Origin of the sequence: Pseudomonas mandelii (genome assembly GCF_024138395.1) — a bacterium.
Classification (GTDB): Bacteria; Pseudomonadota; Gammaproteobacteria; order Pseudomonadales; family Pseudomonadaceae; genus Aquipseudomonas; species Aquipseudomonas mandelii_E.
Window position 1 is genome coordinate 1 of record NZ_JAMYDU010000020.1, and the last position, 16,588, is coordinate 16,588.

At 58.1% G+C, this 16,588-nt stretch carries 13 protein-coding genes; 6 read left to right on the forward strand and 7 right to left on the reverse strand.

What is annotated here, in order from left to right; all coding sequences use genetic code 11:
• On the reverse strand, positions 1 to 2,618 hold a 2,618-nt coding region (locus NHU87_RS22440; RefSeq protein WP_253552602.1), incomplete at its 3' end, for a M10 family metallopeptidase C-terminal domain-containing protein.
• 215 nt (positions 2,619 to 2,833) lie between these two features.
• Between NHU87_RS22440 and NHU87_RS22445 the strand changes: the two genes are divergently transcribed.
• Both NHU87_RS22445 and NHU87_RS22450 read left to right on the forward strand, forming a co-directional pair.
• Positions 2,834 to 3,478 carry an MBL fold metallo-hydrolase gene (locus tag NHU87_RS22445; RefSeq protein ID WP_008014570.1) on the forward strand — a complete coding sequence of 215 codons (645 nt, stop codon included), beginning with the start codon at positions 2,834 to 2,836 and terminating at the stop codon, positions 3,476 to 3,478.
• Positions 3,479 to 3,595: 117 nt separating this feature from the next.
• Positions 3,596 to 4,318 (forward strand): OmpA family protein, encoded by a 723-nt coding sequence (locus tag NHU87_RS22450; protein ID WP_253552604.1) that lies wholly within the window; start codon positions 3,596 to 3,598, stop codon positions 4,316 to 4,318.
• 273 nt (positions 4,319 to 4,591) lie between these two features.
• Here the strand turns inward: NHU87_RS22450 and NHU87_RS22455 are convergent, their stop codons facing one another.
• Positions 4,592 to 5,026, reverse strand: coding sequence for a YhcB family protein (locus NHU87_RS22455; RefSeq protein ID WP_217854458.1), 435 nt, complete (start codon positions 5,024 to 5,026; stop codon positions 4,592 to 4,594).
• Between the two features lie 145 nt (positions 5,027 to 5,171).
• Between NHU87_RS22455 and NHU87_RS22460 the strand changes: the two genes are divergently transcribed.
• The 3 genes from NHU87_RS22460 (at position 5,172) to zapE (ending at position 8,366) form a co-directional block, all read left to right on the forward strand.
• Positions 5,172 to 5,801, forward strand: coding sequence for an alpha/beta hydrolase (locus NHU87_RS22460; protein ID WP_253552606.1), 630 nt, complete (start codon positions 5,172 to 5,174; stop codon positions 5,799 to 5,801).
• Between the two features lie 24 nt (positions 5,802 to 5,825).
• The gene (locus NHU87_RS22465; RefSeq protein ID WP_253552608.1) at positions 5,826 to 7,181 is read left to right on the forward strand and encodes a tryptophan--tRNA ligase; all 1,356 of its coding nucleotides are present in this window, start codon (positions 5,826 to 5,828) and stop codon (positions 7,179 to 7,181) included.
• A 90-nt stretch (positions 7,182 to 7,271) separates the two neighbouring features.
• Positions 7,272 to 8,366, forward strand: a complete 1,095-nt coding sequence (gene zapE / locus NHU87_RS22470) for a cell division protein ZapE (RefSeq protein ID WP_253552609.1) — start codon at positions 7,272 to 7,274, stop codon at positions 8,364 to 8,366.
• A gap of 321 nt (positions 8,367 to 8,687) precedes the next feature.
• Here zapE and NHU87_RS22475 read toward each other — a convergent pair whose 3' ends face one another.
• The 5 genes from NHU87_RS22475 to NHU87_RS22495 form a co-directional block, all read right to left on the reverse strand.
• Positions 8,688 to 9,668 (reverse strand): asparaginase, encoded by a 981-nt coding sequence (locus NHU87_RS22475; protein WP_253552610.1) that lies wholly within the window; start codon positions 9,666 to 9,668, stop codon positions 8,688 to 8,690.
• A gap of 66 nt (positions 9,669 to 9,734) precedes the next feature.
• Positions 9,735 to 10,943, reverse strand: a complete 1,209-nt coding sequence (locus tag NHU87_RS22480) for a hypothetical protein (RefSeq protein ID WP_253552611.1) — start codon at positions 10,941 to 10,943, stop codon at positions 9,735 to 9,737.
• 15 nt (positions 10,944 to 10,958) lie between these two features.
• A complete protein-coding gene (locus tag NHU87_RS22485; protein ID WP_253552612.1) occupies positions 10,959 to 11,846 on the reverse strand; it encodes a nitrilase family protein in 888 nt (295 codons plus the stop codon).
• Positions 11,847 to 12,011: 165 nt separating this feature from the next.
• Positions 12,012 to 13,961 carry a flavin monoamine oxidase family protein gene (locus tag NHU87_RS22490; protein WP_253552613.1) on the reverse strand — a complete coding sequence of 650 codons (1,950 nt, stop codon included), beginning with the start codon at positions 13,959 to 13,961 and terminating at the stop codon, positions 12,012 to 12,014.
• Between the two features lie 260 nt (positions 13,962 to 14,221).
• Complete coding sequence (locus NHU87_RS22495) at positions 14,222 to 15,118, reverse strand: GlxA family transcriptional regulator (protein WP_173667540.1); 897 nt, start codon at positions 15,116 to 15,118, stop codon at positions 14,222 to 14,224.
• A 244-nt stretch (positions 15,119 to 15,362) separates the two neighbouring features.
• Between NHU87_RS22495 and NHU87_RS22500 the strand changes: the two genes are divergently transcribed.
• Positions 15,363 to 16,499, forward strand: coding sequence for an acyl-CoA dehydrogenase family protein (locus tag NHU87_RS22500; protein WP_253552614.1), 1,137 nt, complete (start codon positions 15,363 to 15,365; stop codon positions 16,497 to 16,499).
• Positions 16,500 to 16,588 lie beyond the last annotated feature (89 nt).

Here is a 16,588-nt window from a genome sequence, read left to right on the forward strand (position 1 = left end):
CCCTCATCGGCCGTTTCCCGCAACAGCGCCAGTTCGCCGAATTGGTCGAGGACGTAGGTGTCGTCGCCGGCGCCGCCAATCAGTGTGTCCAGGCCGGCGCCACCGTTGAGCACGTTATTGCCGGCGTTGCCGAGCAGGGTGTTGTTCTGGGCATTGCCAACACCGGTGAGATTATCGCTGCCGGTAAGGGTGAGGTTTTCCAGGTTGGCGCCGAGGGTCCAGCTGACCGAAGAGCGCACGGTGTCGATATCCCAAAACCCAGTGCCCGTCTCGATGATCACGTCCTTGAGGTTGTCGACGATGTAGGTGTCGCCGCCGCGGCCGTCGATCATCACGTCGGCGCCAAGGCCTCCGTCCAGGGTGTTGTCGCCGTAGTTACCGACGATGCGGTTATTCAGGGCATTACCGGTAGCATTCAGGTCGTTGAAATTGATAAGGGTCAGGTTTTCGAGGTTGCTGCCCAACGTATAGCTGATCGACGATTCGACGGTGTCGATCTCGGTCAGCGAGGTGCCGCGTTCGATTACCATGTCGCCGAGATTGTCGACGGAATAGGTGTCGTTGCCCGCACCGCCGTCCAGGGTGTCGGCCCCGCCCCGGCCGTCGAGGAGGTTGGCGGCGGCGTTGCCGGTGAGGCTGTTGTCCAGCTTATTACCTGTGAGGCTCAGCCCTGCAGAACCGAGCAGCACGCCATCCTCGACGTTGTCTTCCAAATAATAGCTAACCGCCGTCCTGATCAAGTCGTGGCCTTCGTCAGCCAGTTCGGTGACTTGCGCACCATAGCTGTAGATGACGTAGGTGTCATCGCCGCTGCCGCCACTTAGCTTGTCAGCCCCGGCCCAGCCCTCGAGCCAGTCGTTGCCGACCCCGCCTTGCAGGGTGTTGTCGTAGGCGTTGCCGAGCAGTATGTTGTCCAGGTCGTTGCCAATCACGGTGAAGTTGCCGAGACCGGTGACGGTGACATCTTCGACGTTTTGCAGGTTGCTTTGACTGAGATCGACGGTGCTGGTGACCGGGGTCGAAGTGTAGTTCACGTACAGCAGATCGTGGCCTTGATCGGCTGTTTCCTGCAGCAGCGCCAGTTCACCGGTCTGATCGAGGACATAGATGTCGTCGCCGGCACCGCCGCCCATCGTATCCAGCCCCGCACCACCGTTGAGGATGTTATTGCCGCTGTTGCCAGTCAGCACGTTATTCAGGGTGTTGCCGATACCGGTGAGGTTGTCGCTGCCCGTGAGAATGAGGTTTTCCAGGTTGGCGCCAAGGGTCCAGCTCATTGAGGAACTGACGGTGTCGATTTCGCTCGCCAAAGTACTGGTCTCAGTGACCACGTCCTTGAGGTTGTCGACGATGTAGGTGTCATTGCCGTTGCCGCCAATCATCACGTCGGCGCCGAGGCTGCCGTCCAACGTGTTATTGCCAACATTGCCGACGAGGCGGTTGTTTCGGGCATTACCGGTGCCATCCAGATTATCGCCGCCGGTAAGAGTCAGGTACTCCAGATTGCTACTGCTGCCCAAGGTGTAGCTGATGGACGACATGACCGTGTCAATTTCAGTCAGTGAAGTATTGGTTTCCACCACCACGTCATTAACATTATCCACAACGTAAACGTCGTTGCCTGCACCGCCCACCATGACGTCTTGACCTGCACCGCCATCGAGAACGTTATCCAGTGCATTGCCGATCAAGTCGTCGTCAAAGGCCGAACCGATGGCATTTTCGATTTTGGCGCCAAAGGCGATCGCCAGTCCGTCATTGATCAGTTCCAGGTTCGAAATGTCGACGAATGCCTTGCCAATGTTACTGAACTCACCTTCATTCAGGTTCAGTCTGACGGCCGCCAGCTGATTGCTGGCATCGATCTTATCGTTGCCGCCGGCATCCCAGATGGTTTCGAACACTGATTGGTCCGGTGCCCAGCGATAGACGTTGTTACCGGTTTGCCAAAGCATGTTGGCGCCGTAAATCTTTTGGATCGCGAGAATATCCAGCAGCATCGGTGTCGTCGGCTGATAGGAATACGCATTGTTGTAGCTCATAACGGAGTAATGCGAATCGTCGAGCAGGGGCGAGATCAGCGTGCTGTTGGATTTGCTCGGCTCGAATGGATGCTTGAGGCCCAAGGCATGACCGATTTCATGCACGAACGTCATGAAGTCGTAGGTGCCTTTGATGGGCGCAGAGTTGTTCGTATCCGGACTGATCCATACATCCCCAGCCAGCGGTGTCCGGTCGGGGAAGTAGGCCCAGGCAGCGGCGTCGTCGTCCATGTCCCAATAGCCGCCGAATCGCAAGTCACCCACGGTATTGATGTTGTCACTGACCAGAGTGAACTTGACGTTAGCCACCGCACTCCAGGCGCCAAGTGCACCGGTTACGGCGTTTTGTTGGGCCGATGTCAGGGCGAAACTGTTCAGGAACTCCTTGTGGGAGCTGTAATTGGGCGTGAAATACGACTGGCCGGGTTGGACGAAACTGTAAGTCAGTCGTGTCGCGAATATGTCTCCACCGAAGTCAGGACTCAGCCAGGAGGTGCCGTGGATCAGGCTGTCGACTTGTTGGTTACCGGTCAGAACAGATGGCTTTGTTAAAACGTAACCAAGGGGAGACGACATTCTAAATATCCTGAGAGGGCCGCGACCGTCCTGTATGTGGTCGCTACAAGAAAGCGATTTTGCATCAGAGCCAGCGTCAATTGATATCACATGGCCATTATTTTTTATTTGATGGCGTCAAAAAACTGGCCGGCAAGTCTGTGTCGGCGTGTGCCATTGAGTCTTGAGGAAGGCGCGCTGGTATTCTGTTCGAAATTGACCAATCAGGACCTCCCATGAACGCGCCGACCCCAGCGCTCATCCGCGAAACCTTCCCCGTCGGCCCGTTGCAGTGCAACTGCACCATCATCGGCGACCCCATCACCAAAAAAGCCATCGTCGTCGACCCGGGGGGCAATCATGAACTGATCCTCGCGCGCCTCGATGCGTTGGGCCTGAAGGTGGTCAGCATCATTCACACCCACGCGCACCTTGATCACTTCCTGGCTTCGGGGCAGCTCAAGGAGAAAACCGGCGCGACGCTGCATCTGCATAAAGAAGATCAATTTCTCTGGGACAATCTGGAGATGCAGTGTCAGATGTTCGGTGTGCCTTATACCCCCGTGCCATCGCCGGATCGCTGGTTGGCCGACGATGAGGAGCTGGCTTGCGGGTGTGGCGTGGCGTTGCACACGCCGGGTCATACACCAGGTTCCATGAGCTTTTGGTTTTCAGAGGCTAAGCTGCTGATAGCCGGCGATACGCTGTTCAAGCGTGGGGTAGGGCGCACGGATTTATGGGGCGGCGATCAGGCGACTCTCGTGCGTTCGATCAAGCAACGGTTGTATACCCTCGACGAAGAGGCGACGGTGGTGACCGGTCATGGTCCAGACACGTGTCTGGGCGATGAAATGCGCGGTAACCCCTTTGTACGAGCCTGAAGATGCAGTTGTGAAAGGCACGACGGAATTTTTGGCGTTGGCCATGATCCAACGCCCGCAAAGGTTCATTGCTTAAGTCCGCTGCACCACAGAATGCAAAAAAAGTAGGAGCTCTCCATGTTCACCTCGCGTCGTTTGATTATTGTCGCTACTGCTGTGGCTTTATTGTCCGGTTGCGCATCGCAGAACCCTTATGACAACCAGGGTCAGGCTGATAGCGGTTCTACGGGCATGAGTAAAACCGCCAAATACGGTGGCCTCGGCGCCTTGGCCGGTGCACTGGCCGGTGCTGCCATCGGTCACGATAACCGTGGCAAGGGCGCGCTGATTGGCGCTGCCGTGGTGGGGGCTTCTGCCGCCGGTTACGGTTACTACGCCGACCAGCAAGAGAAGAAACTGCGGGCCAGCATGGCCAACACTGGGGTTGAAGTGCAGCGTCAGGGCGATCAGATCAAGTTGATCATGCCGGGCAACATCACCTTCGCCACCGATTCGGCGAACATCGCGTCGAGTTTCTACCAGCCGCTGAATAATCTGGCGGGCTCGCTCAAGGAGTTCAACCAGAACCAGATCGAGATCGTCGGCTACACCGACAGCACCGGCAGCCGTCAGCACAACATGGACCTGTCCCAGCGTCGTGCCCAGAGTGTGGCGACTTACCTGACCTCCCAGGGTGTCAGCGGCGCCAATCTGTCGGCGCGTGGTGCCGGCTCGGATAACCCGATTGCCAGCAATGGTGATGTTAATGGCCGGGCTCAGAACCGTCGCGTCGAGGTCAACCTGAAGCCGATTCCGGGTCAGGAATATCAGCAGCAGGGTCAGGTTCAGCAGTATCCGTAAAGGCTCTGGTTGAAACCGAGAAGTACAAAAAAACCGCCCGATCCTCAGCTGATCGGGCGGTTTTTTGTTTTGTCAGTTCGGGCCTCATCGCGGGCAAGCCCGCTCCCACAGTGTTTTTTGTCGATGACAAGATAGTGGTCAAACACAAAATCCTGTGGGAGCGGGCTTGCCCGCGATGAGGCCCTGACAGACACCAGAGATATCGGATCAGCAATAAAAAAGCCCTCGGACGATCACTCATCCGAGGGCTTTTTTGTGTCGCGCGAAACCTGATTACTTCTTCAGGCCGTAATGCTCATCGAGCATGCCCGGCGCGTTCGGGGCTTTGGGGGCGTAGTCGCGAGGCGGTTCCTGATCGCGCGGTGGCGTCAGACGTTCCCGTGGAGCCTGCGCCGCGTCGGCGTGCAGGGCCGCCAGCAAGCGTTGGCGAGTCTGCTCGTCCAGGGCCAGACGGTTGGCGCCCTCGGCGAGATGATCCTGCACTTCCTGATAGCTCTGAGTCAGTTTCTTGACCAGTGTTGCAGTGCTGTTGAAGTGGGTGACCACTTCGTTCTGATAATTGTCAAAACGTTCCTGAATATCATCCAGCTGACGTTGCGTGCGGTTAGGCGCGGCATTCGGCACCAGGCGAGCGATCAGAAATCCAATGGCGACACCCACAACCAGGGCAAGAGTCGGCAACAACCAAACTAAGAGCGAGTGTTCCACGAGTCCTTCCTCTATAAACGGCTTTGCTTTACGTTAACGGCTCGAACCTGCGCTGTATACCGCGATTCACTCGCAATAGAATTGGCACAGACAATTGGCTAGACGAGTCGACCCGATTCGAGGTCACGGAGTTCCTTCCTTGCTTATGCGCGAAACCCCTGTAGTGATTGATGGCCCGGTCGGTCAATTAGAGAGCCTGTATCTGGACAGCGAGCAGCCCCGCGGCCTGGCGCTGATCTGCCACCCGAACCCGGTGCAAGGCGGCACCATGCTCAACAAAGTCGTCTCGACCTTGCAGCGCACCGCGCGCGACGCCGGTTTGATTACCTTGCGGTTCAATTACCGTGGCGTCGGCGCCAGTGAAGGCACGCACGACATGGGCACTGGCGAAGTCGACGATGCCCAGGCGGCGGCCGAGTGGCTGCGGGCCCAACATCCTGACTTGCCCCTGACCCTGTTCGGTTTTTCCTTCGGCGGATTTGTTGCAGCAAGTCTCGGCGGACGCCTGGAAGCCAAGGGCGAACAACTCAAGCATTTGTTCATGGTCGCGCCCGCCGTCATGCGTTTGGGCGATCAGGATCAACTGCCGCAACAAGGCACATTGACCCTGATCCAGCCGGAAACCGATGAAGTCATCGATCCGCAGCTCGTTTACCACTGGTCCGACGCACTCGATCGTCCCCATGAGCTGCTGAAAGTGGCAGAATGCGGACACTTTTTTCATGGCAAGCTGACCGATCTCAAGGATCTGATCCTGCCGCGTCTTTCGAATTGATTGCAGTCTGACAAGCGATTACCCATGACGACTCGTACCCGTATCCTCACCGGCATCACCACCACTGGCACGCCGCACCTGGGCAACTACGCTGGCGCTATCCGTCCGGCGATCATTGCCAGCCGTGACAGCAATGCCGATTCGTTCTACTTCCTGGCCGACTACCACGCCCTGATCAAATGCGATGACCCGCTGCGCATCCAGCGCTCGCGTCTGGAAATCGCCGCGACCTGGCTGGCCGGTGGCCTGGACGTGGACCGCGTGACGTTCTATCGCCAGTCCGACATCCCGGAAATCCCTGAGCTGACCTGGCTGCTGACCTGCGTGGCCGCCAAGGGCCTGCTCAACCGCGCCCATGCCTACAAGGCCTCGGTGGACAAGAACGTCGAAACCGGCGAAGACCCGGACGCCGGCATCACCATGGGCTTGTACAGCTACCCGGTGTTGATGGCCGCGGACATTCTGATGTTCAACGCCCACAAGGTGCCGGTCGGTCGTGACCAGATCCAGCACGTGGAAATGGCGCGGGATATTGGTCAGCGCTTCAACCACTTGTTCGGCCAGGGCAAAGAATTCTTCACCATGCCCGAAGCGCTGATCGAGGAGAGTGTCGCCACCTTGCCGGGCCTCGATGGTCGCAAGATGTCGAAGAGCTACGACAACACCATTCCGTTGTTCAGCAGCGCCAAAGAGATGAAAGACGCGATTTCGCGGATCGTCACCGACTCCCGTGCCCCGGGCGAAGCCAAGGATCCGGACAACTCGCATCTGTTCACCTTGTTCCAGGCTTTCGCTACGCCGGCACAATCCGACGAATTCCGCAGCGAATTGCTTCAGGGCCTGGGTTGGGGCGAGGCGAAGAATCGTCTGTTCCAGTTGCTCGACAGCGAATTGGGCGAATCCCGCGAGCGCTATCACCAGCTGATCGAACGCCCGGCGGATCTGGAAGACATGCTGCAGATCGGCGCCAAAAAGGCCCGTTCGGTGGCGACGCCGTTTCTCCACGAACTGCGTGAAGCGGTTGGCCTGCGCTCTTTCGTCGCTCAGACTCAAGTCGCTGCCACCACCAAGAAAAAAGCTGCGAAAGCCGCGCGTTTTGTCAGCTTCCGTGAAGACGACGGCAGTTTCCGCTTCCGTCTGCTGGCGGCCGATGGCGAGCAACTGCTGCTGTCGCGCAACTTCGCCGACGGTAAAACCGCAGGCCAAGTGACCAAGCAACTGCAATCGGGTCAGCCATTGGACGTGCGCAACGAAGACCTGAGCTTCAGCGTCTGGCTGGAAGGCGAGTGCGTTGCCGACAGCCCGGCCTTCGCCGACAGCGCTGCTCGCGATACCGCCATCGGTGCTTTGCGCGTTGCCCTGACCCCGGTTCAGGAATAATCAACGGCTCGGCCCGACCAAGGGCCGATTGCCATTCCCACGGGCCGTCGCTACAGTGACGGCCCGTTTTTGTTGCCTTGCTAACGAATTATGACGCCCCTAGAACGATATCAAGCTGATCTGAAACGCCCGGAATTCTTCCATGATGCCGCGCAGGAAACTGCCGTGCGTCATTTGCAGCGTCTGTATGACGATCTGGTCGCGGCCTCGCAAAACAAACCGGGCCTGCTCGGCAAACTGTTTGGCAAGAAAGACCAGGCACCGGTCAAGGGCCTGTACTTCTGGGGCGGCGTGGGCCGCGGCAAGACTTATCTGGTCGACACCTTCTTCGAAGCGCTGCCGTTCAAGGAAAAGACCCGTACTCACTTCCACCGCTTCATGAAGCGCGTGCACGAAGAGATGAAGACCCTGAGCGGCGAGAAAAACCCGCTGACCATCATCGCCAAGCGCTTCTCCGATGAGTCGCGAGTGATTTGTTTCGATGAGTTTTTTGTCTCCGACATCACCGACGCGATGATTCTTGGCACGTTGATGGAAGAGTTGTTCAAGAACGGCGTGACCCTGGTTGCGACCTCGAACATCGTTCCGGACGGTCTGTACAAGGACGGCCTGCAGCGTGCGCGTTTCCTGCCGGCCATTGCGCTGATCAAGCAGAACACCGAGATCGTCAACGTCGACAGCGGCGTCGATTACCGTCTGCGTCACCTCGAGCAAGCGGAGCTGTTCCACTTCCCGCTGGATGACGCTGCCCAGGAAAGCCTGCGCAAGAGCTTCCGTGCCTTGACGCCGGAATGCACGGCAGCGGTCGAGAACGACGTACTGGTGATCGAGAACCGTGAAATCCGTGCCGTGCGCACTTGCGATGACGTGGCCTGGTTCGATTTCCGCGATCTCTGCGACGGCCCACGCAGCCAGAACGATTACATCGAACTGGGTAAAATCTTCCACGCCGTGTTGCTCAGCAATGTCGAGCAGATGAGCGTCACCACCGACGACATCGCCCGACGCTTTATCAACATGGTCGACGAGTTCTACGACCGTAACGTGAAGCTGATCATTTCCGCCGAAGTCGAGCTAAAAGACCTTTACACCGGCGGTCGCCTGAACTTCGAGTTCCAGCGCACGCTTAGCCGTTTGCTGGAAATGCAGTCACACGAATTCCTGTCCCGGGCGCATAAGCCGTAGACAATTCGAAAACATAAAAAAGGGCCTGCATATGCAGGCCCTTTTTTGTGTGCGTCGAATAACCCATAAGGGAGCGAGCAAACCCTAATGCCAGTCAGTTAAGCAATTTCAGCCACAACGCACTCTTTGTAGCAGCTGGCGAAGCCTGCGTTCGGCTGCGAAGCAGTCGTAAAATCAGAGATCGCGGTATGTCAGGGAGATCGCATCAGACGGATTCACGACTGCTACGCAGCCGAACGCAGGCTTCGCCAGCTGCTACAGATCGCATTACGACTTAACTGACTGGCATTAGAGCAAGCCCGCTCACACAGGTTGCCGTTGTCAGTCTTGAGTCAGGTAGCGCGCCAGCTCACCCTGTCGCTCACACCCCACCAGCAGCCACAACAGAATTCTTGCCTTGCGCGGGCAGACAAATCCCGCCATCAGAGCACCCCTGCGAGTCAAATCCATCTCGCCGCCGGTAAATCCGTACGTCGCCTGGGCAGTCGATCCGGAACCCGTTCGCGTCGCCACAATGACGGGAATCTGCCAGGCGATGGTTTCCATGACATCGGCCCAGCTCTCGGAAACATGCCCGGCACCGAAACCGGCAATCACCAGCCCGTCATAACCCAGTCCGAGAATGTTTTCGAGGATCGAACAATCAGCTGATAGCGAGGCTTCCAGCAGCGCGATTTTCTGCGACGTCTGCTGGGGCAAGGGCAAGACGTTGCGTAGAGAGGGCGGACGCAGATAGCGCACGCTGCTTTCCACCAGCAAGCCAGCGGGACCGACGATGGGCGATGAAAACGCCTGCAATGCCAGCGAATCGGTTTTGCGCACAGCGCTCGCCGAATGGATCTGACCATTCATCACCACCTGTACGCCGCGCCCGCGACTGTGTGTCGCCAGGGCGACCCGACAGGCATCCAGAAGGTTCGCGGGGCCCTCGGCGCCCGGTTCCGATGCCGAGCGCATAGCGCCGGTCAGGACCAGTGGTTCGTCGCGATCCCATAAATAATCCAGAAATGCGGCGCTTTCTTCCAGCGTGTCGGTGCCCTGAGTGATCACCACGCCTGCAGCGCCTTGTCCGATCTGGAAGTTGGCCCAGGACAGAACGCTCAACAGGAACTCGAAATCCAGGGAGGCGCTTGGCATCAACCCGAGCGTTTCGACGCTGATGTGCGCCAGCGTTTCAAGCGCCGGCACCGAACTCAGCAGGGCTTCGCCGCTGACAGTCGGAACAATCCCTTCGCCAGTATTTTCCGATTGCATGCTCACAGTCCCGCCAAGCGCTGCAATGGAAAGTTTGGGCAGGTCCATTTAATACCTCGCAGTGATGAGCCGCTCCCGGATTCAATCCGGGAATGGCCAAAGGTGGTTACGCTGTCAGTGGCTGATTAGCCAACCTACAAACGGCACGATCATCAGCGTACTGATGGCCATGGACAGGACATTGCCGATGAAGCCATGCATATAACCCGGTACCCGCTGCGCCAGCATGCATGCCAGGGGCGGCGCAATCAGCGCGCCAAGCAGTGCGCTTGAGGCGATGACCTGCCAACTGCCGCCGTAGGTCAGAACTGCCGCCGGTACGACTGACACCAGTGGCACATAAGTCGGATACCAGCCGCGTGATATCCATTGTTGCCGCCAGATCACGATCCCCAATGCCGACGTCAGTGCCTGCGCGGCGAGCAGTTGCGGCAGCAAGCCGGTCCCATAGACGGGGCTCATCGGATTCAACGTGAACGCGAGCAAGGCGCCCGCTATCAGGCCGAGGCTGGCCCATTCATTGCCGAAGAAGGGCGCTTCGGAAAAATCCGCCAACACCCGGCGCAAGCTCCAGAACACCCCGTAATCGGGCGTTTTGATGAGGGCAGGATCAGGCGCAATGTCGGATGGCTGCTCGGGTGCGGCGGACTTCACCAGCCTCGGCATCCACCGGCAGAGCAGAAAGGCACCGACACTCGCCGCCGCCATACCTGAGACGTTGCCGATCACCACAGGCAATCCAAGAGGATTGCAGACGTAGTTGACGATCAGCAAACACATCGGCGTGACAAACAGCACACCCATGATTGCGCCATTGATTGCCACCTTCCAGCCGCCCCCAAACATCAGCACCATCGCCGCCGGCAGCGAGACGAAGGCGGCAAAGGTCGGTTGCCAACTGGTGGCCGTGACCGTCCAGCCCCACAGCAAGTTGCTGAGTAAAAGCCCAAGCAACGAGCTTGTGACCAGCCACGGCCATAACCCGCTGCCGTAGCAAATGGCAAAGCCTTGCCAGGCTTTGCCCGTTCGATTCGCCCAGTAGGCCAGGTAGGCGCCGGCAAGCAGCCCGATCGAGGCGAACTCATGTTTGTAGAACGCCACCTCGCTGATGTCGCCCAACACCCAGCGTAACCAGGCGCTGGGCTCCGGGAGGCTCGAAAGCAGGTGACTGTAGTCTGGCCAATGAGCTGACCAGAACGAGCGGTTGGTAAATGACAGCCATATGATCAGCAGGGACGTGCCGAGCATCAACCCGATAATCGCGCTATCGAGCGGCGAGCGGGCGGCCACGTGGTTCAGTGGTTTCTGGTTTGGGGTGTCCATCCGTCATGCCCCCTGTCAGCGCGGCAGGCAAGGGTGCTGGTGATAACCCAGCATCTGATCGTAAAGATCGGACCGGCGATCACGGTGCAGGTCGTTCAGGCTGTTCCAGATGGGGGCGCTGCGAGAGCTGGTCAGATCGATATCGGCGAACAGAATTTCCTGCTTGTCTGCCGACGCCACCTTGCCGATCGGCCAACCGTTGGTGCCGGCAATCAGCGAGCAGCCGAGGTAGCGCGCACCGCGTTCTTCGCCGATTCGACTGGCGGCGGCGATAAACACATTGTTGACATGCGCGGCGGTCATGGTCAGGTAGGAGGCCATGCATTTTCCCGCATCATCGAACAGCGGCGGTGGCGTCCAGACCCAGTTGTTCAGGCTGCAGATAATGTCCGCGCCTTGCTGGCTGAGAATGCGCGGCACTTCCGGGAACCAGATGTCCCAGCAGATCAACAGGCCGATTCGGCCGATGGGCGTGTCGAACACCGGGAAGCCCAAATCGCCCGGCGTGAACCAGAGTTTTTCCAGGTTCCACAGATGGGCTTTGCGGTACTTGCCGATGAAGCCGTCGGGTCCGACCAGTACGCCGGTGTTGAACAAACGCATGCCATCGCGCTCGGTCAAACCGGCCACAAGGTACACCCGGTGCTCGCGGGCGAACGCCATCCACGCCTGCACACTCGGACCCTCGGGAACCCGTTCCGAATGGTCGAATGCATCCTGGCGGTTGCTGAAGAAGTATCCGCTACTCGACAGCTCAGGCAGGACGATGAGATTCGCCCCGCCGTTGGCCGCCTCTCGAGCCAGATCCAGGCTCTGACGCAGATTGACGTCACGGTTATCCATGCCGACTTGTGGATCGAATTGCACGACTGCTACACGAACAGGGCTGATGGGCTCGCTCATTTCGGATGACCTCTTTTTATTGTTTTTCACGCGGTTTAACTGCGTGTTCATAAGAGGCGAAACGGGGGCAGCAAGTAAGTCAGCCGATTCCGTGACGGCTGTAGGCCATCTCCCAAGATGTATTGACGCAGGTCGACGCTTGAGCGAAAGCCGAGGTCATGCGCGTCAAGTAGCGACGTTGTAGTGCGGGTAGTCACTCATCGAAAAACCGCCGTTGAACGTCGCGGCGGTTTTGTTGCAGATATGGATAACCGCGTCGACGGCGCCCCTGAAGCAGGGTTCGGTCCAGCCGGCGTCGACAGAGAAAGATTCACCTGACAGGTACAGGCCAGAAACATGCGCATAGTCGCGGTTGTATTTCATCAGGCTGACGGCGTCGTAATAGGCACCGGGGCGGTACAACTTGGCACAGCCCAAGGCATTTTTATCCGTCATCCAGCGCTGCACTACGGCTTGCTCGATACCGATGTACGGCGTAATTTTCTGCTGAATATTGCTCGAATTCATGAGAATCCGATCCAGTTCTTTTGCGCATTTTTTGACAAGTTCTGTATCGGTAAAGCACGCCAACTTGGTCGCGTCATCCTCCCAGGTGTAACTGAGCAGAATGCAGTCGTAGCTGTAATTGTCGTTGTAGCGATAGGTGTAAACGTCATGGATGAAACTGTCCGTGACGATGACCTGAGGAATGTTGCTGTTGCCGGACAGAAAAGTTTTTTTCAATGGCGCGAACACCTTGCAGCTGGTTTCCCAGTGCGCCGTTTTATAGGCATTGATCGTCTCGAATGGCAGCATTTGCGGGGTGAAATTCTCCAATTTGATTCGCGTTTCAATCAGCCAGGAGGGAAGGGTGAGGATGACGGAATCATAGTCATCGAAGTGCTCCTGGGTGTGTTCCGGTTGGCTGTGTTTCCAGTTGAAATACACACGGGTTTTCTGGTTGGCGAGTTTCCTGAGTTTGGTGACGGACGAATCCGTAAACAGACCGTTGGTTCTGTCCAGGCAGTGTTCGTAGAAGGACTGGGCCGTTTCCTTGGGCTTCATGAACAGCAGGCATTCGTTGAGCGCGGCCAGGCCGATGTAGCGGGGCTGATCGAAAGAAAGTCCGGTCGAGTCAAAGACCGCCTTGCTGTGCAGGTGGGGTGAATCGGCCAAAGGATCGCCTTGTGAGTCAACCCGTCCCTGAATCAGCTGTAGCTGACTGCTGAATCCAAAAATGGCAGTGCGTAACGGGTAAAGGGAGCAAACGTCATAAAACGCTCCCCAACTGCCATCGCCTATGCCGATGGCGTAGAAAATCGCTGACTCCTGTGCGGTCATGCCCATGCCGCCGAAGTCGCCAGGAGCGTGTTTGTCCCACGCCTCGATGGCGGCCATGCTGACCAGGTCGCGAAACGAAACGCTGTGGTATTTTTCGACGATAGCCGCCCACATGGCTTCCCACGACTCGCTCGCATAAACCTCGGCAACGTGCCGGGTCATGCGGTCGGCAAAGGTTTTCCATTTGGCGTAAACCGCTTGCAGCTTCTCGCCGGGCGGTGGGGTTTCGCCGTCCGGGTTGTTCCAGATCAGCATCTGCGGGCGCGATTCCCCGCCCAGGCTACCTTCTCGCAAATAGATGCCGGTTGATTTGACCCATTGGCTTCCAGGGTTGGCGAATTCGCAAAACGCCAGATCGAACGTATTGGCGTAGTAGGCCATCAGCGACCGGCCCTCGATCGGCGATTCATCCGCGCGATTGAAAAAGGGCATGCGCATGGCGCCCATTTCAAACGGCGTATGGCTCGCGCTCGACTGTCGGCTTCCGGGTACGGTCAGGTGCCGGCCGCCGATGCGCGTTGATTGTTCGATCAGGGTGATGTGGGTGAATCCGCAGCGATGCAGTTCTCTGGCGGCAGTGAGGCCCGTCACGCCGGCACCGATGATGCAGATTCTGTGCTGCGGGTCAGTGGCCCTGGCGATGCCGTTTTCCTGTTCGACCAACGCGCGATAGTCGAAGCATAAATCGGGCGGATTGGGGAAACGGCCCGACCATTTGTTGCCCACCGAGCGTTTTTTTCGAGCGGCGTCTTTGGCAACGTGGGCGGGGTAGTTGTAGCTGGAGCCGATGGTCATGGTTGATCTTCCCTGATGGTGTTGGCAGGGAAAGATGTTGAAGACTGCAGCGATCAGCGCCTAGCCGCAAAACGGGGCGGGGCGGGGCTCTCAATTCGTTTTTTGCCGTGGGAAAAAGCCCTGTATTAAATGGAGGGCGCACGACCCCGTGGGACCGAGCCTGCTCGCGATTGCGGTGTGTCAGTCACATCAATGTTTAATGTGATACCGCTATCGCGAGCAGGCTCGCTCCCACATGGGATGTGTGTTGGATTTGAGTATCACGCCGCCTGCTGAAACTGCTGCCGATACTGGTTCGGCGACAACTCCGTATGCTGCCGGAACAGCCGGGCGAAGAAGCTCGCGTCGTCGTAACCAACTTCATAGCTGATGGTCTTGATGCTCTTGCGGCTGCCGGACAACAAGCCCTTGGCGGTTTCGATGCGTAGTCGCTGCAGGTAATGCAGCGGTTTGTCGCCGGTGGCGGTCTGGAAGCGGCGCATGAAGTTGCGGATGCTCATGCCGTGCTCGCGGGCCACGTCTTCGAAGCGGAACTTGTCGGCGAAGTGTTCTTCGAGCCAATGCTGGATCTGCAGGATGATCACGTCCTGATGCAGTTTCTGCCCGCCGAAACCGATCCGCCCCGGGGCATAGCTGCGCTGCACTTCGTAAAGAATGTCGCGGGCCACGGCCTGGGCCACGTTGGCGCCGCAAAAACGCTCGATCAGGTAAATGTAGAGGTCACAGGCCGAGGTGGTGCCGCCGGCGCAATACAGGTTGTCGGCGTCGGTCAGGTGTTTGTCCTGATTGAGCTGGACCTGCGGGAAGCGCTCGGCAAACGCATTGAAGAAACGCCAGTAGGTCGTCGCTTCCTTGCCATCGAGCAGCCCGGCCTCGGCCAGCCAGAACACGCCGGTGGCCTCGCCACACAACACGGCACCGCGTGCATGCTGCTGACGCAGCCACGGCAGGACCTGTGGATAACGTTTGCAGAGCGTGTCGAAATCGTCCCAGAAGGCGGGAAGGATGATGACGTCGGCGTTTTCCAGGCCACCGTCCACTGGCATGATCACATCGCTGAAGCTGTTCACCGGTTTGCCGTCGGGGCTGACCAGCCGGGTTTCAAACGCCGGTGTCAGGCCGTGGCCCAGTTGTTTGCCATAGCGCAGGCTGGCCAGATGGAAGAAATCCTTGGCCTGCATGAGGGTGGAAGCGAAAACCCGGTCGATAGCCAGGATGCTGACGCGCCGCAAGGGCGTGGAGACTTGGTTAGACATAATTCAACTTTATTCTTATAGGGGAAAGTGGTCACCAGACGGCTGGATCGTCTTATTTTTTGTCGGATGTGTCCAGTGTCCTGTATCGGATGCGAGGCTTAGTCTCTAGAGGTCAATTCCGGCTAACAATAACCACAGGTGCCGCATGATCCCCAGAACGTTGTTCAGCTCCGAGCACGAACTTTTTCGCGACAGCGTGCGAATGTTCCTCGAAAAAGAGGCCGTGCCGTTCCATGGGCAATGGGAAAAACAAGGCTATATCGACCGCAAACTCTGGAACAAGGCGGGGGAGGCGGGGATGCTCTGTTCGCATCTGCCGGAAGAATACGGCGGGCTGGGGGCAGACTTTCTCTACAGTGCGGTGGTGATCGAAGAGGTTGGTCGTCTGGGTCTGACCGGCATCGGTTTTTCTCTTCATTCGGACATTGTGGCGCCTTACATCCTGCATTACGGCAGTGAAGCGCTGAAACACAAATACCTGCCCAAACTGGTGTCTGGCGAGATGGTCACCGCGATTGCCATGACCGAGCCGGGTGCCGGTTCCGATCTGCAAGGGGTGAAAACCACCGCCGTGCTGGAGGGCGACGAATACGTGATCAACGGTTCGAAGACCTTCATCACCAATGGTTTTCTGGCTGACCTGGTGATCGTCGTGGCCAAGACCGATCCGAAGGCAGGGGCGAAGGGTACCAGCCTGTTTCTGGTGGAGGCCAATACGCCGGGCTTCGCCAAGGGCAAGCGTCTGGAAAAGGTTGGCATGAAGGCTCAGGACACCTCGGAGCTGTTCTTCCAGGACGTGCGGGTGCCAAAGGAAAACCTGCTGGGCCAGGCCGGAATGGGCTTCGCTTACCTGATGCAGGAATTGCCGCAGGAGCGTCTGACAGTTGCGGTGGGCGGCTTGGCGTCAGCCGAAGCGGCATTGCAATGGACGCTGGATTACACCCGTGAGCGCAAGGCTTTCGGCAAGGCCATCGCCGACTTTCAGAACACTCGCTTCAAGCTCGCTGAAATGGCGACCGAAATCCAGATCGGCCGGGTTTTCGTCGATCGCTGCCTGGAACTGCACCTGCAAGGCAAGCTCGACGTGCCGACGGCGGCAATGGCCAAGTACTGGGGCACCGACCTGCAATGCAAGGTGCTCGATGAGTGCGTGCAGTTGCATGGCGGTTACGGGTTCATGTGGGAATACCCGATCGCCCGGGCATGGGCGGATGCGCGGGTGCAGCGGATCTATGCCGGGACCAATGAAATCATGAAGGAGATTATTGCGCGGTCGCTGTAATTTGCAGCGACTGGGCGGACGCCATCGCGGGCAAGCCACGCTCCCACAGGTTTGTGATTTCCCTGTGAGAGCGTGGCTTGCCCGCGATT